The 19019-nt window shown below is 72.1% G+C and carries 18 protein-coding genes; 7 read left to right on the top strand and 11 right to left on the bottom strand.

What is annotated here, in order from left to right; translation table 11 throughout:
* Positions 1-41: 41 nt before the first annotated feature.
* Genes egtD through egtA form a run of 4 tightly spaced genes read right to left on the bottom strand, consistent with a single transcriptional unit; the run spans position 42 to position 4469 of the window.
* Positions 42-1004: an L-histidine N(alpha)-methyltransferase gene (gene egtD / locus QF035_RS08155; RefSeq protein WP_307519271.1), complete on the bottom strand. Its 963-nt coding sequence runs from the start codon at positions 1002-1004 to the stop codon at positions 42-44.
* Positions 1001-1792, bottom strand: a complete 792-nt coding sequence (gene egtC / locus QF035_RS08150) for an ergothioneine biosynthesis protein EgtC (RefSeq protein ID WP_307519270.1) — start codon at positions 1790-1792, stop codon at positions 1001-1003. The genes egtD and egtC overlap by 4 nt, the downstream gene beginning before the upstream one ends.
* On the bottom strand, positions 1792-3138 hold the full coding sequence (egtB, locus tag QF035_RS08145) for an ergothioneine biosynthesis protein EgtB (RefSeq protein ID WP_307519268.1): 1347 nt from the start codon (positions 3136-3138) through the stop codon (positions 1792-1794). The genes egtC and egtB overlap by 1 nt, the downstream gene beginning before the upstream one ends.
* Entirely contained in the window at positions 3135-4469 is a 1335-nt protein-coding gene (gene egtA, locus QF035_RS08140) for an ergothioneine biosynthesis glutamate--cysteine ligase EgtA (protein WP_307519266.1), read from the bottom strand. The genes egtB and egtA overlap by 4 nt, the downstream gene beginning before the upstream one ends.
* Positions 4470-4726: 257 nt before the next feature.
* Here egtA and QF035_RS08135 point away from each other — a divergent pair, with 257 nt between their 5' ends.
* Positions 4727-5593, top strand: coding sequence for a TIGR02452 family protein (locus QF035_RS08135; RefSeq protein WP_307519265.1), 867 nt, complete (start codon positions 4727-4729; stop codon positions 5591-5593).
* Here the strand turns inward: QF035_RS08135 and QF035_RS08130 are convergent.
* The 4 genes from QF035_RS08130 to QF035_RS08115 form a co-directional block, all read right to left on the bottom strand.
* Positions 5578-6024, bottom strand: coding sequence for a type II toxin-antitoxin system PemK/MazF family toxin (locus QF035_RS08130; protein WP_307519264.1), 447 nt, complete (start codon positions 6022-6024; stop codon positions 5578-5580). The genes QF035_RS08135 and QF035_RS08130 overlap by 16 nt on opposite strands.
* 133 nt (positions 6025-6157) lie before the next feature.
* Positions 6158-7660 (bottom strand): flotillin family protein, encoded by a 1503-nt coding sequence (locus QF035_RS08125; protein ID WP_307519263.1) that lies wholly within the window; start codon positions 7658-7660, stop codon positions 6158-6160.
* 145 nt (positions 7661-7805) lie between these two features.
* On the bottom strand, positions 7806-8024 hold the full coding sequence (locus tag QF035_RS08120; protein ID WP_307519262.1) for a hypothetical protein: 219 nt from the start codon (positions 8022-8024) through the stop codon (positions 7806-7808).
* 9 nt (positions 8025-8033) lie between these two features.
* The gene (locus QF035_RS08115; protein ID WP_307530962.1) at positions 8034-9476 is read right to left on the bottom strand and encodes an amidase; all 1443 of its coding nucleotides are present in this window, start codon (positions 9474-9476) and stop codon (positions 8034-8036) included.
* Between the two features lie 234 nt (positions 9477-9710).
* On the opposite strand from QF035_RS08115, the gene QF035_RS08110 reads away from it, so the two are divergent.
* Positions 9711-10592, top strand: coding sequence for an LLM class F420-dependent oxidoreductase (locus QF035_RS08110; protein ID WP_307530960.1), 882 nt, complete (start codon positions 9711-9713; stop codon positions 10590-10592).
* A 101-nt stretch (positions 10593-10693) separates the two neighbouring features.
* Here the strand turns inward: QF035_RS08110 and QF035_RS08105 are convergent, their stop codons facing one another.
* Positions 10694-11551, bottom strand: a complete 858-nt coding sequence (locus QF035_RS08105; RefSeq protein WP_307519260.1) for an HAD family hydrolase — start codon at positions 11549-11551, stop codon at positions 10694-10696.
* A 166-nt stretch (positions 11552-11717) separates the two neighbouring features.
* The gene (locus QF035_RS08100) at positions 11718-12281 is read right to left on the bottom strand and encodes an NAD(P)H-dependent oxidoreductase (protein ID WP_307519259.1); all 564 of its coding nucleotides are present in this window, start codon (positions 12279-12281) and stop codon (positions 11718-11720) included.
* A gap of 118 nt (positions 12282-12399) precedes the next feature.
* On the opposite strand from QF035_RS08100, the gene QF035_RS08095 reads away from it, so the two are divergent.
* The 4 genes from QF035_RS08095 (at position 12400) to QF035_RS08080 (ending at position 16903) form a co-directional block, all read left to right on the top strand.
* Entirely contained in the window at positions 12400-13062 is a 663-nt protein-coding gene (locus QF035_RS08095) for a TetR/AcrR family transcriptional regulator (protein WP_307519257.1), read from the top strand.
* A 110-nt stretch (positions 13063-13172) separates the two neighbouring features.
* The gene (locus QF035_RS08090; RefSeq protein WP_373466616.1) at positions 13173-14207 is read left to right on the top strand and encodes a LacI family DNA-binding transcriptional regulator; all 1035 of its coding nucleotides are present in this window, start codon (positions 13173-13175) and stop codon (positions 14205-14207) included.
* 18 nt (positions 14208-14225) lie between these two features.
* A complete protein-coding gene (locus QF035_RS08085; RefSeq protein ID WP_307519254.1) occupies positions 14226-15449 on the top strand; it encodes a 4-hydroxybenzoate 3-monooxygenase in 1224 nt (407 codons plus the stop codon).
* 17 nt (positions 15450-15466) lie between these two features.
* Complete coding sequence (locus QF035_RS08080; protein WP_307519253.1) at positions 15467-16903, top strand: benzaldehyde dehydrogenase; 1437 nt, start codon at positions 15467-15469, stop codon at positions 16901-16903.
* Positions 16904-16972: 69 nt separating this feature from the next.
* On the opposite strand, the gene trxA is transcribed toward QF035_RS08080, so the two are convergent.
* Entirely contained in the window at positions 16973-17347 is a 375-nt protein-coding gene (gene trxA / locus QF035_RS08075) for a thioredoxin (RefSeq protein WP_189839268.1), read from the bottom strand.
* Positions 17348-17469: 122 nt separating this feature from the next.
* On the opposite strand from trxA, the gene QF035_RS08070 reads away from it, so the two are divergent.
* Positions 17470-18903 (top strand): dihydrolipoyl dehydrogenase family protein, encoded by a 1434-nt coding sequence (locus tag QF035_RS08070; protein ID WP_307519250.1) that lies wholly within the window; start codon positions 17470-17472, stop codon positions 18901-18903.
* The last annotated feature ends 116 nt before the right edge of the window (positions 18904-19019 follow it).

The following is a 19019-nucleotide window of genomic DNA, read 5'->3' as shown; positions in this document are numbered from 1 at the left end:
CCGAGGGACATGGGTCCGTACGGGTTCCCGCCCGGTGCGGGTCACCGGGCCGTGCTCAGCGACAGCGCGAACCTCCCTTGTGCGTCCGTCCACCAGTGCGTGAGGTCCAGTCCGGCCGCCGCCAGTTCCGTGCGTACGCCGTCCTCGCGGAACTTCGCCGACACCTCGGTGCGCATCTCCTCGCCCTCCGCGAAGTCCACGGCGAGGTCGAGCGCGGGGATCTTCACGGTGAGCGCCGAACGGGCGCGCAGCCGCATCTCGATCCACTCCCGCTCGGCGTCCCAGAGGGCGACATGGGTGAAGTCGTCGGGGTCGAAGTCGGCGCCGAGTTCGCGGTCGACCACGGTCAGCACGTTCTTGTTGAACGCGGCCGTCACCCCGGCCGCGTCGTCGTAGGCGGCGACGAGGACCGACTCGTCCTTGACCAGGTCGGTGCCGAGCAGCAGGGCGTCGCCGGGCGACAGCAGCGAGCGTACGGACGCCAGGAACGTGGCGCGTTCGGCGGGCAGCAGATTGCCGATCGTGCCGCCCAGGAACGCGACGAGCCGCGGACCCGGCGTGCCGGGCAGGGTGAGACCGCCGGTGAAGTCGGCGATGAGCGCGTGCACGTCGAGCGAGGGACGCTCCTCGATCAGAGCCTGCCCGGCCTGGGCGAGCGCGCTCTCGCTCACGTCGACCGGCACGTACGTGTGCAGGTCATGCATCGCGTCGAGCAGGTGGCGGCTCTTGTCGGAGGACCCGGAGCCCAGCTCGACGAGCGTGCGCGCCCCGGTCGCCTCGGCGATCTCGGCGGCCCGGGCGACGAGAATCTCGCGCTCGGCCCGCGTCGGGTAGTACTCGGGCAGTTCGGTGATCTTCTCGAAGAGCTCGCTGCCGTGCGCGTCGTAGAACCACTTCGGCGGGAGCGTCTTGGGCGTGCGGGTCAGGCCGTGCAGGACGTCGGCGCGCAGGGCGGCGTCGGTGGCGTCCTCGGGCAGGGTGCGGGTGACGAGGAACGGACTCACGTACTGGGCTCCTTGGGTGCGGCGGATGCCAGGTGTTCTTCCACGTCCTTGAGCGGGGTGAGCAGGACGTCCGTGCGGCTCGCGGCCAGCAGCGTGCGGTCCGGCACCTCCTGCCAGTGCGGATCGTCGTCGTACGGCTCGGACGCCACGACCGTGCGCCGGCCGGGCTCGGTCAGATACCAGAGCGTGTCGCCCCAGGCGGTGGCGGCGATCACCTCGCCGTTGGTGAGCAGGAGGTTGAGCCGTGAACCGGGGGCCGCCGCCGCGACGTCGAGGACCGTGTCGGCGAGCGCCTGGCCCTCCTCGTCGCCGCCGCGCAGCCGGTTCAGGACCAGCGCCCAGACGAGCGCCGAGTCGCAGCGCGCCTCCATGGACAGCAGGTCCTCGGCCGGCAGTGTCCGGGTGAGCGGGGCGAGCGAGCGCGGCCAGCCGGCGACCGCGCCGTTGTGGCTGAACAGCCAGGTGCCCGCGGCGAACGGCGCCGCCGCGGCCTCCCCGTCGGCGCTCGCCACGGTCGCGTCGCGCACCGCGGCGAGCAGCGCGCCCGAGCGCACCACCCGTGCGAGGTCGGCGAACGAACGGTCGCCCCAGATCGGCCCGGTACGCCGGTAGCGTGCCGGTACCGGATCGCCCTCGGCATACCAACCGACCCCGAAACCATCGGCGTTGACGGTCCCGTGCTGTTGCCGCCGTGGCGCCCACGACTGCCGGAAGAGGCTGTGTGGCGGGTCCACGAGGAGCCGTCCGAGCCGCTCCTCAGGGCCCAGGAACGCGAGATGACGGCACATCAGACCGTCTCCGGATCGGCGTCCCGAGCGGTACGGAACCCGGAGAAGATCTGCCGACGGATCGGGTAGTCCCAGTTGCGGAACGTTCCCCGGCAGGCCACGGAGTCGACCGCGAACGAGCCGCCGCGCAGCACCTTGTACTCGGGCCCGAAGAAGACCTCCGAGTACTCCCTGTACGGGAAGGCCGCAAAGCCCGGGTAGGGGAGCAGATCGCTTGACGTCCACTCCCACACGTCACCGATCAACTGCCGTACGCCGAGCGGGGACTGGCCCTCCGGGTAACTGCCGGCGGGGGCCGGTCGCAGATGGCGCTGGCCGAGGTTGGCGTGCTCGGGCGTCGGGTCGGCGTCGCCCCACGGGTAGCGTGTGGAGCGGTCGGCCACCGGGTCGTGACGGGCCGCCTTCTCCCACTCCGCCTCGGTCGGCAGCCGTCGGCCCGCCCAGCGGGCGTACGCGTCGGCCTCGTACCAACTGACGTGCAGCACGGGCTCGTTCGCCGGTACCAGCTCGGTGACACCGAAGCGCCGCCGCAGCCACTGCCCGCCCTCGCGGCGCCAGAACAGCGGCGCCTCTATGGAGTGGGTCCGGATGTGGGACCAGCCGGCGGGCGTCCACCAGCGCTGGTCGGTGTAGCCCCCGTCCGCCATGAACGCTTGGTACGCGCCGTTGGTGACCGGAGTCGTGTCGATGTGGAACGGCGGCACGAGCCGTTGGTGCGCGGGTCGTTCGTTGTCCAGCGCCCATGGCTCGGTGGACGTGCCCATCGTGAACGGGCCGCCGGGGACCAGCACTTCGGACGGTCCGGTGAACGCCGGGTCGGGCATGGGGTCCGGCGCCGTCAGCGCCGCCGGACCCCTGCGCAGCTGATGGGTGATCAGCATCGTCTCGTCGTGCTGCTGTTCGTGCTGGGCGATCATGCCGAAGGCGAAACCCGCCTCGGTGAGCTGCGCGCCCGTGCCCTGGAACGAGGCGCTCTCCAGGACGTCCAGCGCCCGCCCGCGCACCTCGGCCGCGTAGTGGCGGGCCTCGGCGGGCGGCAGCAGCGGCAGCGAGGGCCGCTCGGAGCGCGAGTGCTCGAACGCGTCGTAGATGCCGTCGATCTCGGGCCGCATCGCGTCACGGCCGGCGACCGTCCGCAGCAGCCACAGCTCCTCCTGGTTGCCGATGTGCGCGAGGTCCCACACCAGCGGCGACATCAACGGCGAGTGCTGGGCGGTCAGTTCGGGATCCTCCACGCAGGAGGTCAGGAGCGCGGTGCGGTCACGGGCCGTGGTGAGTGCCGCCAGCGCGCGCTTCCTGAGCGTCTCCGGGTCGGTGGGAGAGGAGTGGGTGTCAGGGCCGGTCATGTGCGGATGTCCTTCCCGGGGAGCAGGTGTTCCGTGCTCCGGAGTTCCGTGCCGTTGAACAGGTGGTCGGTGCCGTCGGTGTGGTCGAGGATGTCGTCGGCGGGGCAGCGGCCCCGGGCCACATAGCGGTCGGTGAACTCCGCGACCGCCTCCTGCACCTCGGCGCTCGCGCCGATCCGGGGCAGGGCGTCGGCGGCCGCCGTGAAACAGGTGACGGCGGCCTCGCGTAGCTCGGGGTCGGTCAGGCCCGCGCGGGCGGCCGTCGTCCACAGCGGGTTCTGCGGAGCCGGCAGCGAGCCGGCCCGCTCGGCGAGCGGTTTGACCGTCCGGTACGCGGTCTCGGCGGCCTCCGGGTCGTCGAACAGCGCGGCCGTCACGGCGAGCGGCACGATCCAGCCGTTCTCGCCCGGCTGCGCGTCGATCATGCGCAGCTCCAGATGGCCGCGCGGCCGCACCGGCGGGAACAGGGTCGTCTGGTGGTAGTCGAGATCCTCCCGGTCGGGCGGTGCGTCGGACCGGGTCCACGCACGGAAACTCAGCCCCTCCGGCACGTCCCAGGGTCCGCTGGGCGCCCGGACGCACATGACCGGCGCGTCCAGGACGTGCCGGGCCCAGGCCGTCCGCGGATCGCCGTCGAGGGGCGGGGCGCTGGTGCGGCCCGGATCCATCGCCGCCCACAGGGACTGCCGGGTGGAGCGCCAGCCCGTGGGCTGCCCACAGGCCATCGGGGAATTGGCGAACGCGGCCACGAGGACCGCGCCCAGCTGATGTGCGAGCCACCAGCGCCGCCCGTGCCCGAGCGGGCCCGGCTCCTCGTACCCGGCGTCCAGGCAGACCTGGACGGAGGCGGAGGTGCACATCATGGCGCGGCCCTCGGGGCCCGTGCGGTCGAGGTAGGTCTCCATGGCGTCGTAGCGCGGGTCATGGAGGAAGCGGGTGGGCGGGTTCCAGGGGTCCTGGCCGAGGCCACTGAGGGTCAGGTCCGCCTCGCGCAGTACCGCGCGTACGGCGTCGAGGTCGGCGGACACGGACCCCACGCACTCCATCAGGGAGGCGGCGGGAGCGGAGCTGAGCTCCAGCTGACCACCCGGTTCGACGGTGAGCGCCGAACTCAGGGGCAGGGCCCGCAGCGCGGCGTAGGCCGCTTCGAGACGTTCCGGTGGTACGGGGAGTCGCGGGGAACGCGACTCGTGGACGAGCCATTCGAGTTCCACACCGAGGAATCGGGGCGGGCCGGTCTTGAAGCAGATGCCGCGGACCAGCGCCTCCACTTCGGCCTCGGTGACGGCGGAGCGCCGGGGCTCCGTACAGTCACTCACCGAATCGGACATGTCGGGATCCTCCTGAGATTCCATCCATGCCGTCGGCCCGGTGTCGGATGGACCGGGCCGACAGTCGCTCGTCCCACCCAAGACCCTCGCGGCGCCTCGCACAAGGGTGCGTATCGTCGCTTTTGGGGCCGGGAAACTCTGTTGCGGCGGAATACCAGGATCGCTCACCATGCGTTCATGAGCACGACGGGGGATGCGACGGGGGAGTCGGGGGAGATCGCGCGGGACGCGATCATGGCGCGTACAGGGGTGGCGCCATGAGTGCCCGCCTGCGCGGGATCGCGCGGCAGACGGAGGAGATCGTCGCGGCGGGTTCGTACCGCGCGTCCGACGGACGCACGGTGCCGATCGCCGCGGCGGTGGCCGCCGCGCGGCAGGGCACGCGGATGTACGGGCCCGGGCCCGTCGAGACAGCGCAGACCAGCCCTTGGACCCCTTCCCGGGGCGGCCCGGTGGACACGTTCTTCGAGGTCACGGGCGAGAGCAGCCTGGAGGCGGCGCGTCGGCTGACCGGCCCGGTGGCGGTCCTGAACTTCGCCTCGGCCCGTAACCCCGGTGGGGGCTATCTGAACGGCGCGCAGGCCCAGGAAGAGGCCCTGTGCCGGGCCTCCGCGCTGTACGCGTGCGTGGTGGAGGCCAGGGAGTTCTACGACCACCACCGGGCACACCGGGACCCCTTCTACACCGATCGGGTGATCCACTCACCCGCTGTCCCGGTCTTCCGCGACGACCGGGGACAGCTCCTGGACGAGCCGTACACCGCCGGATTCCTGACCGCGGCCGCGCCCAACGCCGGGGTGGTCCTGCGCACGGCGCCGGAGCGCGCGCCCGAGCTGCCGGGCGCCCTCGCGTCACGGGCCGAGCGGGTCCTGGAGACGGCCGCGGCGCACGGCTACCGACGGCTGGTGCTCGGGGCCTGGGGCTGCGGCGTCTTCCAGAACGACCCGGCGCAGGTGGCGGACGCGTTCCGCGCCCTGCTCACGGACGGCGGCCGGTTCGCCGGCTCCTTCGAGCACGTCGTGTTCGGAGTCCTCGACCGTACGAAGGGTGCGGTGGTCCTCAGCGCCTTCGAGCGGGCGTTCCGGGAGGTACTGGAGGCGAAGGCGGCTCAGCGCCAGCCGTAGCGCTCCCGCAGCCGGTGCACCACCGAGTTGAACCGCATCCGGTCCAGCGCGCACGCCTCCCGGCGCATCCCCTTCTCGTGCAGCCGCAGCACCCGGTCCACGTCCACCCAGGAGTCGCGCCCCGACCGGTCCCACGGCCCGCTGCCGATCGGCACCCACTCCCGGTCGCCGTCGTGCCGCTTGCTCGACAGCTGCACGGCGAGAAACGTCCCGGCGGCCTCACGGGCGACGACCAGCACCGGCCGGTCCTTGCCACGACCGTCGTTCTCTTCATAGGGCACCCAGGTCCACACGATCTCGCCCGGGTCCGGATCCCCGTCGTGCGCGGGCGAGTACTCGGTACGCACCTGACCCACCCGGCGCGGATCCGCTTCGACGGTGGCGGAGGGCCCGGAGTGGCCGGGGATGTCTTGCTCGGTAGAGGCAGTCACGGGCACACGGTAGCCCGCGCCCTTCCGACTGGTGCCCGCGCCCCTTTTGGCCAGGGGCGCGGGCCGTTGTTCTTAGGGGCGCGGGGAACTGCGCGACCAGCCACGTACAACCAGCAGTCGACCCATCACCGTTCTACGACTCCCCATCCATCGGCACCTTCTGCGAAGGAGGAGCAGCCGACGGCGTCGCAAACCCGTTCACCGCCGAACCGTCCTTACCAGCCTGCCCGTTCTGATCCTGACCCATCGACGACAGCAACTGCCGAGCCAGCCCCAACCCCGTACCACCCATCGTCAACGCCTTGGCGAACATGTCGGACATCCCATCGGCCCCGTTCAGCAACACCATGTGCTCAACGTTCCCGAACGCGCCGGCCCCCGCCCGCACGATCTCCGGCCAGTTCTCGGCAAGTTGCTGCGCGACAACGGCCTCCTGGTTCTCCGCGAGCGCGGCGGCCCGCGCCTTGATGGCCTCGGCCTCCGCGAGCCCCTTCGCCCGCGCGGACTCGGCGATCGCAAGGCCCTTGGCCTGCTGGGCGGCGGCCTCCGCCTCACCGGTGGCCCGGGTCGCCGTCGCGGCGGCGGCGCCACGCGCCTTGGTCGCCTCGGCCTCGGCACCCGCGGCCGTGGTGACCCGGGTCGCTTCCGCCGCGGCCGCGAGTTCCGTCTCCTTGGCCTTGGCCTGCGCCGCGGAGATCCGGACGTCGCGCTCGGCCTCGGCCAGCGTGCGCTTCTCGTACGCCTTCGCGTCCGCGGGCTTGCGGACGTCCGCCTGGAGCTGCTGCTCGCGGCGGTGCGCCTCCAACTCGGCGACACGTGTCTCCTGGACCACGACCTCCTGCCGCGCGGCCGCGTCGGCGAGCGGTCCGGCCTGCCGGGCCTTGGCGGAGGCGTTGTCTCGCTCCGCCTGGTATCCGGCCTGCAGGATCTCGCTGTCCCGGGTCGCCTCCGACATCCGCGCGGCGGCCTGCTGTTCGGCCTCGGTGGCCCGCCGGTTGGCCTCGGCCTGCGCGATCCGGGCGTCCCGCTGGACGGCCGCCGCGTGTGGCATGGCCAGGTTCTTGATGTAACCCGTCGGATCCTCGATCTCGTGGATCTGCAGCGAGTCGACGATCAGCCCCAGCTTCTCCATCTCCGTACCGCAGGCCGCCCGGGTCTGCCCCGTGAGCTTCTCGCGGTCGCGGATCATGTCCTCGACGGTCAACCCGCCGACGATGGACCGCAGATGACCGGCGAACACGTTGTGCACCCGCTCCGACATCAGCTTCTGCTGGTCGAGGAAGCGGCGGCCCGCGTTGGCGATCGACACGAAGTCGTCGCCCACCTTGAAGATGACCACGCCCCGCACCTTGAGCGGAATGCCCTGGTGGGTCACGCAGTCCACGGACAGCTCGGTCTCGTTGAGGTCGAGCGAGAGTTTGCGCACCGCCTGGACGCCCGGCAGCACGAGCGTGCCGCGGCCGGTGACGATCCGGAAGCCCATGCCCTCCTCAAGGCCTTCCGTGCGGTGCTTCGAACCGGAGATGATCAGTGCTTCGTTGGGCTCCGCCACACGCCACATGAGCTTGAAGATCACCACGATGAAAATGAGCGCGAGGACCGCTGCCCCCGCCACGACGCCGACAATCATCGGCATACGCCCCCTGTTGGATGGTGCCCTTTCGGCACCGAACGAACGGAGTGTGCGCCCGGTCGGGCCCGGCGGTACAGACGCCGGCGACTCTTTGGCGCATCTTTGACGAGCACGACACGCTCACATGGCACAGCGGCTCACGGCCGGCTCAACTGTCGTACGCCGCCGACACGTACACCGTCCGGGGCGGTAGGTACTCGACCACCATCACCACCGTGCCCGACTCGATGCGGTCCTTCGGGGAGGCGGGATACGCGAGGAAGTGCTCGGCGCCACCGCGGACCCGGACGATCACCTCGCCGACGAGCCCCGGCCCGATCGTGCCGGTCACCCGTCCCATGAGGCCCACCATCGACGCGTCGTCCATGGCCCCAGACTACGGGCCGGAGGGCGACCCGAACTCAGGTACGGCACCGTCCACTTCGCGGCTCGGCCAGCTCTCGTACCACCGCTGGTCCGCCTCCAACTGCGCGGCCAGCGACACGAGAACGGGTTCGCTGTCCGCGGGCCCGAGCAGCTGCGCGCCCACCGGCAGGGAGCCGTCGACGAACCCCGCGGGGACGTTGACACCGGGCCAGCCCAGCACGTTCCATGGCCAGGCGTACGGACAGGCGGCGATCATGGCCCGGTCGGTGCCGAAGCCGCTCAGCTCGTGCAGCGCGCCGATACGCGGCGGGGGAGCGGCGGTCGTCGGCGCGAGCACCACGTCGTACGTGTCGAAGAGCGAGCCGATGCGCCGGTGCAGCCTCGCCTCGGCGCGCCGGGCCAGCCGCAGCGGGGCCCCGCCGAGCAGCCGGCCCAGTCGGGCGGCTTCCAGAGTGCGCCGGTCGAGCAGGTCGGGATAAGGCGTCTCGCGGACCCGCTCGGCGATCCCGGCCGTGGCGCGCGGGACGAAGGCCAGCCCGATCTGCCCGTACGGCGGATCGGCCTCCTCCACCTCGTGGCCGAGCGCGGCCAGCCGCTCCGCGAGGGCGAGGACCCGGGCGCGTACGTCGGGTCGCAGCCGGGCGGGCAGCGCCGTGAACGGCGGCTTCAGCGAGAGCGCGATGCGCAGTCTTCCCGGCTCCCGGCCCACCGCGTCCGACACACGCAGCGCGGACGGGCGGTGCAGATCGCGCTCGTGGCTGCCGCTCGCCGCGTCCAGCAGCAGCGCGGCGTCCTCGACCGTACGGGCGAGCGTGCCGTTGACCGTGATGCCGTGGAAGGACTCCGCGCGCGGCCAGGTCGAGATGCGGCCGCGCTGCGGTTTGATGCCGATCAGATGCGTCCAGGAGGCCGGGATCCGCACCGAGCCCGCGCCGTCCGAGCCCAGCGCGGCGGGCACCAGACCGGCCGCGACCGCGGCCGCCGAACCGCCGGACGAACCGCCCGGCGTGTGCCCGGTGTGCCACGGGTTGCGGGTCTCACCGAAGGCCGGCCCCTCGGTGAAGGGCCACTGTCCGAACTCGCAGGTGTTGGTCTTGCCGACGACCACGGCCCCGGCCGCCCGCAGCCGCCGCACCGCCTCGCCGTCCTCGGCCACCGGCGGGAACTCCCCGCGGCAGCCGAACGCGGTCGGCTCGCCCGCCACGTCCATGTCGTCCTTGACCGCCACCGGCACCCCGAGCAGAGGTCGGCGTTCGCCCGCCGCCAGCTCCTTGTCCGCGGCGTCGGCCTCGGCGAGCGCGGCCTCGGCACGCACCAGCCGGAAGGCGTTCAGCGTGCCCTGAGATGCCTCGATCCGGGCGAGGGCCTCCTCGACGAGCGTCCGCGAGGACACCGTTCCCTCGGCCAGGGCGCGGGCACACTCCGCGAGACCCGCGGCACGGTCGGGAGTCACGGGAGTCATACGGCCACCTCCGGGAGCGTGTTGTCTACTGAACGGTAACGTCAAGGCGGGCCCAGCGGTACGGGAAGGGCGACTTCCCTTGCCGGGGTGGTGATTCGCCCGTCCGTGGCACCGCTCCCGCCGGTCGGACGGTACGTCGGCCCTTGACTTCGAGCGTGCTCCAAGATCTACCGTCATGGCAGTCGGTGACGGTCCGACGGTGAGCCCAGGGTGACGGAGACGGACATGCGGGTCGGCGTACACATCAACCGGTTCAACCACCCCCGGGGCGCGGCCGCGCTCGGTCCCGAGCTGGCCGCCGCGGGCGCCGCCGCCGAGGCGGCGGGCGTGAGCTGGATGTCGGTCATGGACCACTACTTCCAGATGGAGTTCAACGGCGGTGCCGAGAGCGACATGCTGGAGGCCTACACGACCCTCGGCTTCCTCGCGGCCCACACTTCCACGGTCCAGCTCGGCACGCTGGTGACCGGCGTGACGTACCGGCACCCCGGACTGCTCGCCAAGATCGCCACCACGCTCGACGTCCTGTCCGGCGGCCGGGCCACCCTGGGCATCGGAGCGGCCTGGTACGGCCGCGAGCACGAGGGTCTGGGCGTGCCGTTCCCGCCGCTCGCGGAGCGCTTCGAGCGGCTTGAGGAGACACTGCGGATCTGCCTGCAGATGTGGGACCCGGAGGCCGACGGTCCCTTCGAGGGCAAGCACTACCGGCTCGCCGAGACCCTCTGCGTACCGGCGCCGGTGAGCACCCCGCGTCCGCGGATCATGATCGGCGGGGGCGGCGAGAAGAAGACCCTCCGGCTGGTCGCCCAGTACGGGGACGCCTGCAACCTCTTCGCATCGACCCCGGAGGAGGTCGCGCACAAGCTGGACGTCCTGCGCGGGCACTGCGACGCCGTGGGGCGCGAGTACGCCGACATCCACAAGACGCTCACCCACTCGGGCGACCCGCGGGGCGAGGCCGAACTCGACGCCTTCACCCGGGAGTTGGAGGGCTACGCCAAGCTCGGGATCGAGACCGTGATCCTCGGCCCGCGCGTGGACGAGCCGGCCGAGTGGATTGAGCGGAGGGTGGCCCCGGCGGTCGAGCGCCTGGCCGAACTCGGCTGAACCACAGGGCTTTTGGGGCGCGCCCTCGACCACCGTGATTGATTGGCCTGCCCCGCAGGACTTCTGACGCGCCCCGACCCACACGGACTCGGGCGAGCTGCCTACGCGGGCTGGCGGTACGCCAGTGCGACGAACTGCTCCAGCACCCGGGCCACCCCGTCCTCGTCGTTGGAGGCGGTGTGGAACCGCGCCGCCCTCCTGACCTCGGGATCGGCGTTGGCCATGGCGTACGAACGGCCCACGGCCCTGAGCATGGGCAGGTCGTTGGGCATGTCGCCGAACGCGGCGATGTCGTCGGGACGTATGCCGAGCCCGGCGCTCCAGGCGGTCAGCGCGCTGGCCTTGGTGACCCCCGGCGCGCTGAACTCGACGAGCGCGAGCCCCGTGGAGTGCGTGGTCTCGGCGTCCGTGCCCGCGCTGACATGCGCCCGCGTATGGAAGTCGCGCAACGACAGCGTCGGATGATGCGCCAGGATCTTGAGGACCGGACGGTCGGGGTCGCTCGCCAGCAACTCCTCGGCGCTGCCGATCAGTTCGACCTCGGACTCCCCGTACGACCATGCGGGGTACGCCGGTTCGTGGCCGAAGACCGTCTCGTACTCGAAGGCGAAGGAAACACCCGGCACCGCCGCGCGCACCCGCGCCACGAGCGGGGCCACCGAGGCGGCAGGGAACGGCGACAGCCGTACGGGCGTGCCGTCGGGTGCGTACACGGCGGCGCCGTTCGCGGTGACGGCGAAGTGCCGGCCGATGTCGCGGTGCAGAGCGGGAAGGCCACGCGGGGGACGGCCGGTGACGAGGGCGAGGCGGATCCCCGCCGCCTCGGCCGCCGCGAGCGCGACCGCCGTCCGCCCGGAGAGGGTCCCGTCGCTGCGCAGCAGCGTCCCGTCCAGGTCGGTCGCCACCAGCTTCGGCGGCGTGGCGGGGACGGGGGCAGGGGCCGGGTCGGGCGTCGTCATCGTGAACCGGTGCCTTCCAGGCCGGATCGAGGGCCCGGCCGGGCTGTGAGGACCGGTGGTGCCGGGAGGCGGCCACCGGACGGACGGACGTACGGGAGGGGGCCGGAACCAGGTCGGTTCCGGCCCCCTCCCGCCCCTCGCGGCGAGCCGCGGGAGTCTGTCGTCGTCAGGCGGCGACGGGTGCGCCGGCCTCGCCGTGGATGCGGCCGATGACCTCGGTGAGCTGGGCGGCGACCTCGGTGTCGTCGGCCGGGTGCGTCTCGGCGAAGCGGACCACGGAGCCGGGGATCGAGAGCTTGATGTCCTCGAGGACCTTGGCACCGGCGATGCCCGCCGCCTTGCGGGTCTCGTCCTGCGCCCAGACGCCGCCGAACTGGCCGTAGGCGGTGCCGACGACGGCGAGGGGCTTGTCCTTCAGCGCGCTCGCGCCGAACGGGCGGGACAGCCAGTCGATGGCGTTCTTCAGGACGGCCGGGATGGTGCCGTTGTACTCGGGCGAGAAGAGCAGCAGGGCGTCGGCGGCGGCCGCGGCCTCGCGCAGCCGGACGGCGGCGGCCGGGACGCTGCCCTCCACGTCGATGTCCTCGTTGTAGAAGGGGATCTCGGCGAGGCCCTCGAACAGGTTGATCTCCGCGCCCTCGGGGGCGAGCTTGACGGAGGCCTCGGCGAGCTGGCGGTTGTGGGAGCCGGCGCGGAGGCTGCCGACGAGCGCGAGGATGCGAACAGACATGGGGAACTCCAAGGGGGGTGAAACATTGCCGTTACGATCCGGACCGAGGTCCGTTTAAAGTTGTAGCACCTAAACGGACCACGGTCCAGTTTTCTTCCCGGGGCGATACGCTGTGTTCATGTCCGCCTCCCTGCCGCCCCTGCCGAAGCCTCAGGAATCGACCGGCGAGCCCGTCCTGCTGGAGCTCGGCTCCGCCGAGGACGAGCCCTGCCTGCGCGCCGACGCGGCGCGGAACCGGGCCCGGCTGCTGGAGGCGGCCACACGGCTGATCGAGGAGCACGGAGCGGCCGGCGTCACGATGGAGGCGGTGGCCGTGGCGGCCTCGGTGGGAAAAGGGACGGTCTTCCGCCGCTTCGGCGACCGCACCGGCCTGCTGACGGCCCTGCTCGACCACTCCGCGAAACAGCTCCAGGCGGCCTTCCTCAGCGGGCCGCCGCCGCTGGGCCCCGGAGCGCCGCCCGTCGACCGGCTGAGGGCGTTCGGTCTGGCCGTCCTGCGTCAGGCGGCCGACCACCTGGAGCTCCAACTGGCGGCCCAGCCGGAAGCGGCCCGCCGCTACTCCATCCCACCTACGCGTTTTCTGTCCGGTCACGTCACCCTGCTGCTGCGGCAGGCGGTGCCCGACGCCGACTGCGCCCTCCTCGCCCAGGCCCTGATGGGCTATCTCGACCCCGCCCTGATCCACCACCTGACCGAGGAGTGCGGGATGCCGATGGAGCGCCTGGACGCGGGATGGATCGACCTGGTCGCACGTGTGACGAGTACGGAACTGCCCCAGTAGGCCCGGGACTTGGGCCGCACTGGGCCCGGTGCGGCGGTTCCGCAGGTCCGCCGCGCGCGGCGCCCCCGGCCCCGGGCCCTTCCCCGGCTTCTGCAAAGATGCCGTACGTCATGGTGCAGATACCGAAAACATCCGCCCTTACGTCGCCCGCGCCGCACTCCGTGCCCACGAGTGCCGATGTGGCCCGCCTGGCGGGGGTCTCGCGCGCGACCGTCTCCTACGTCCTGAACAACACCAGCGCCGTACGGATCAGCGAGCCCACCCGTCGCCGTGTCCACCAGGCGGCCAAGGAACTCGGGTACGTACCGCACGCCGCGGCCCGCAGCCTGCGCGCCGGGCACAGCCGCATGGTCCTGATGCCCGCGCCCGACGTGCCCGTGGGCCCGCTCTACAGCCAGTTCTTCAACGAACTCCAGTGGGCCCTGAGCCGACTCGACTACACCGTCGTGCAGTACGGCAGCGTCGGCCTCCAGGGCGACGAGGCGGCCCGCGCCTGGGCCGAACTGCGCCCGGTCGCCGTGCTCGTACCCGGCAGCGGACTCGGCACGGAGGGCGTGGCCGTCCTCAAGCGCTCCGGCGCCCGGGCCGTCGTCACCCTCGGACCCGACCGGGTCGAGGGCGCGCACGCCCTGATCATGGACCACCACGAGGTCGGCCGCAGTGCGGGTGCCCACCTGCGGGCCCGCGGCTACCGTCGCGTCGGAGTCGTGGTGCCCGAGGACCCCGGTCTGGAGATCTTCTCCAAGCCCCGCTTCGAAGGCGTACGGCAGGCCCTCAGCGGCTCGGACGCGTCCGTGACCGAGGTGTCGCTCGCCTACGACGAGGAGGCCGCGTCCCAACTCGCCGCTCGCTGGCGCTCATTGGGCCTGGACGCCGTGTTCGCCTACAACGACGAGTACGCGATGCTGCTGATGCGCGCCCTTCAGGATGAAGGCATCGGCATCCCGGGGGACACTGCTGTCATCGGCGCCGACGACCTGATGCTCGGCCGGCTGCTGCGTCCCCGGCTGAGCACCGTCCACATCGACCTGCCGTCCGGACGGGAGCTCGCCGAGCTGGTCGACCGCGCGGTGCGGGAGCCCGGCGCCCCGCCGGAGGCGCACGAGGTGCTGGGAGCGACGGTCGTGCACCGCGAATCGAGCTGAACACCTGGGAGGCGCGTCATGCGTACCACGGTCGGCATCATCGGCGGAGGCCCGGCCGGGCTCCTGCTGGCCCGGCTGCTGCACCGGACGGGGATCGACTGCGTCGTCCTGGAGAGCAGGACGCGCGAGTACGTCGAGCAGCGGCAGCGCGCCGGGATGCTGGAGCAGGGCACGGTGGACGCCCTGCGTGAGTGCGGCGCCGCCGACCGGCTGGAGGCCGAGGGGCTGGTCCACAACGGCATCGAGCTGCGCTTCGACCGCGAGCGGCACCGCATCGACTTTCCCGTGCTCACCGGCGGCCGCACCGTCACGATCTACGCCCAGACGGAGATCGTGAAGGACCTCGTGGAACTCCAACTCGCCGACGGGGCGCCGCTGTTGTTCGAGGCCGAGGTGCTCGCCGTCGAGAACGCGGTCGAGGAGCCGGGCGGCGGCGCACCCCTCGTGCGCTTTGTGCACGACGGCCGCGAACAGACCCTCACCTGCGACTACGTGGTCGGCTGCGACGGCTTCCACGGCATCGCCCGCGATGCCTTCCCGGCCGGCCTCAGCCGTACGTACGAGCACGACTACCCCTACTCCTGGCTCGGGATCCTGGCCGATGTGGCGCCCTCCTGCGAGGAGTTGATCTACGCGCGCGGCCCGGGAGGCTTCGCGCTGCACAGCATGCGCTCGACGTCGGTGTCACGGCTGTATCTGCAGGTCCCGAACGGCACGGACGCCGACGACTGGCCCGACGAACGCATCTGGGACGAGCTCGACGCACGCTTCGCGATCGACGGCGACTGGCGGCTGGAGCGCGGCCCGATCACCTCCAAGTCGGTCACCGGGATGCGGAGTTACGTCCACGAGCCGATGCGCCACGGACGCCTCTTCCTCGCCGGGGACGCCGCGCACATCGTGCCGCCGACGGGCGCCAAGGGGCTGAACCTGGCCGTGTCCGACGTCCGGGTCCTGGCCCGCGGCTTCGCCGAGCTCCACCGCTCGGGTTCGACCCAACTCCTCGACTCCTACTCGGAGTTGTGCCTCGAACGGGTCTGGCAGGCGACGCGCTTCTCGTACGACATGACTAAGATGTTGCACGCTCAACCAGATAGGGATGCCTTCGAGGACCGGCTGCAGCTCGCGCGACTGCGGCGGATCGCGGCATCCCGCCCCGCGGCCGCCGAACTGGCCGCGAACTACACGGGACTTCCGCTCGCGGCCACCCTTCGCGCTGTGGGTCCCACCGGTGTCCACTGACCGAACGGAGAGCCGTCATGCCGCTGCTCGACCCGGAGAACTGGCAGTCCCCCAGCTTGTCGGGCGGTGAGTACGCCGTCACGGAGCCCGCGACCGGCGACCCGCTCGGCACCGTCACGCTCGCCTCCGCCGAGGACGTCTCGGCAGCCGCCGGGGCCGCCCGTGCGGCCCAGGCGGAATGGGCCCGCGCCCCGCACTTCGTCCGCGCCGCCGTCCTGCGCAGGGCCGGTGACCTGTTCACCCAGCACGCCGACGAACTGCGCGACTGGATCGTGCGTGAGTCCGGGTCCATCCCCGGCAAGGCCGACTTCGAACTGCATGTCGCGGCCCAGGAGTGCTACGAGGCGGCCGCGCTCGCGTCGCGTCCGGCAGGACAGGTCCTGCCGTCCGAGGCCGCCCGGCTGTCGTACACACGGCGTGTCCCGGTCGGCGTCGTGGGAGTCATCTCGCCCTTCAACGCCCCGCTGATCCTCTCGATCCGCTCGGTGGCCCCGGCGCTCGCGCTCGGCAACGGCGTCGTACTGAAGCCGGACCCGCGCACCGCGGTCTGCGGCGGCCTCGCGCTCGCCGCGGTCTTCGCCGAGGCGGGCCTCCCGCAAGGGCTGCTGCACGTGCTGCCCGGAGGCCCGGAAGCCGGGCAGGCACTGGTCGCCGACCCGCAGGTGCCGGTGATCTCGTTCACGGGCTCAACCGCCGCCGGGCGAGCGGTGGGTGAGGCCGCCGGCCGCCATCTCAAGCGCGTACACCTGGAGTTGGGCGGCAACTCCGCGCTGATCGTGCTGGAGGACGCCGACATCGACGCGGTGATCTCCACGGCGGCCTGGGGCTCGTTCTTCCACCAGGGCCAGATCTGCATGACCACCGGCCGCCACCTCGTCCACGCCTCTCTGTACGAGGAGTACATCGAGCGGCTCGCCGCGAAGGCCGACTCGCTGGCTGTCGGAGACCCGCACCGGGAGCAGGTGCACCTCGGGCCGATCATCGACGACGCCCAGCTCGCCAAGATCCACGGTCTGGTCGAGTCCAGCACCGCACGCGGCGCCAAGCTGGCTGCCGGCGGCACCCACGACCGGCTGTTCTACCGTCCGACGGTCCTCGCGGGGGTCGACGACTCGACCCCCGCGTACGCCGAGGAGGTCTTCGGCCCGGTCGCGCCGGTGCGCTCGTTCAGCACCGTCGACGAGGCCGCAGCTCTCGCTTCCGACGGGCCGTACGGCCTCTCGCTGGGCATCGTCACCCGGGACACCGCGCGTGGCCTCGACCTCGCCGAGCGTGTCCCCACCGGGATCGTCCACATCAACGACCAGACCGTCAACGACGAGGCCGTCGCGCCCTTCGGCGGCATTGCCGCCTCCGGCACCGGCGCCAGGTTCGGCGGCGAGGCCAACCTGGAGGCCTTCACCGACCTGCGCTGGACGACGGTGCGGGGAGATGTGGCGGGCTACCCCTTCTAGGGGCGCCGACGAGGTACTGGGCCCGCCAGGGGCGCCGGCGGATCGCCGGGCCTCAGCGGCGCCGGCTGATCACTGGGCCTGCTGGCCCTGCTCCGCGATGGACTTGCGGACCTCGTCCATGTCCAGCTTCCGGGCCTGTCCGATGACGTCCTCGAGGGCGGCCTCGGGCAGCGCCCCGGGCTGGGCGAAGACGGCGACCTGGTCACGGACGATCATCAGCGTCGGAATCGACTGGATGTTGAAGGCCGCGGCCAGCTCCGGCTGCGCCTCGGTGTCCACCTTGCCGAAGACCAGGTCGGGGTTGGACTCCGCCGCCTTCTCGTAGACCGGGGCGAACTGGCGGCACGGGCCGCACCAGGACGCCCAGAAGTCGATCAGGACGAATTCGTTGTCCGTGACCAGCTGGTCGAAGTTGTCCTTGGTGAGCTCCACGGTGCTGCTCATGGCGTTGAATCCCTCTTCCTGGGGTCGGGGCCTTGCCGCTGTCCACAACGGCGTCGATCAGTGGCGTATTCCGCGCACGTACCCGTGTGGCCACGGCCCACACCAAGCACCAGACTGGCCCCATGACGGAATCGGAATCCATCGCGTACGACGTCGTGGTGCTCGGGGCCGGGCCCGTGGGGGAGAACGTCGCCGACCGCGCCCGCGCGGCAGGCCTCTCCACCGCGATCGTGGAGAGCGAGCTGATCGGCGGCGAGTGCTCCTACTGGGCGTGCATGCCCAGCAAGGCCCTGTTGCGCTCGGTCCTCGCCCGTGCGGACGCACGCCACGTGCCGGGCCTCAGCCAGGCCGTGCAGGGCCCCCTCGACGTCGGCGCGGTCCTCGCCCATCGTGACGAATACACCTCGCACTGGAAGGACGACGGCCAGGTCCGGTGGCTCGACGGCATCGGCGCCGACATCTACCGAGGACACGGACGGCTCGCCGGACCACGCAAGGTCACGGTCGACGGCCCCGACGGGGAACGGCACGTCCTGACCGCCCGGCACGCCGTGGCCGTGAGCACCGGCACCCGTGCCGTCGTGCCCGACCTGCCCGGAATCGCCGAGGTCAAGCCCTGGACCAGCCGCGAAGCCACCAGCGCACACGCCGTGCCGGGCCGCCTCGTGGTGGTCGGCGGCGGGGTCGTCGGCGTGGAGATGGCCACGGCCTGGCAGGCCTTCGGCTCGAAGGTCACGGTCCTCGTCCGTGGCAAGGGCCTGCTGCCCCGTATGGAGCCCTTCGCCGGGGAACTGGTCGCCGAGGCGCTGACGGAGGCGGGCGCGGACGTGCGGACGGGCACGTCGGTCGAGGCGGTGACCCGGGAAGGCACGACGGTCGTGGTCACCACCTCCGCGGGCGACCGCATCGAGGCCGACGAGATCCTCTTCGCCACCGGCCGCGCCCCGCGCACCGACGACCTCGGACTCGAGACGATCGGCCTGGACCCCGGTTCCTGGCTGTCGGTCGACGACAGCTGCCGGGTGACGGGCAGCGACTGGCTCTACGCGGTCGGCGACGTCAACCATCGCGCCCTTCTCACCCACCAGGGCAAGTACCAGGCCCGTATCGCCGGCGCCGCCATCGCGGCCCGCGCGGCCGGTGTCCCGCTCCTGGAGACCGATCCCTGGGGCGCCCACGCGGCGACGGCGGACCACGCGGCCGTTCCGCAGGTCGTCTTCACCGACCCGGAGGCCGCCGCCGTCGGCCTCTCCCTCGCCGAGGCCGAACAGGCCGGTCACCGGGTCCGGGCGGTCGACGTCGACCTCTCCTCGGTCGCCGGCGCCGGCCTCTACGGAGAGGGCTACCGCGGACGCGCCCGCATGATCGTGGACCTCGACACCGAGACCCTCCGTGGCGTCACGTTCGTCGGCCCCGGCGTCGGTGAAATGCTCCACTCCGCCACGATCGCGGTCGCGGGCGAGGTTCCGGTGAACCGGCTGTGGCATGCGGTGCCGGCGTATCCGACGGTGAGTGAGGTGTGGCTGCGGCTGCTGGAGGCGTATCGGGACGCGTGAGCGCTCCGCTGGGGTGCGCGTCTTTGGCTGCGGGTTCGTTGTGGCTGGTCGCGCCCACGCGGCGGAGCCGCATATCGATACAGTCCCGCGCCCCTTGAGAGGCCCTGCGGGCACTC

The sequence above is a fragment of the Streptomyces umbrinus genome (assembly GCF_030817415.1).
Classification (GTDB): domain Bacteria; phylum Actinomycetota; class Actinomycetes; order Streptomycetales; family Streptomycetaceae; genus Streptomyces; species Streptomyces umbrinus_A.
This window is presented reverse-complemented; position numbering and strand designations above follow the sequence as displayed.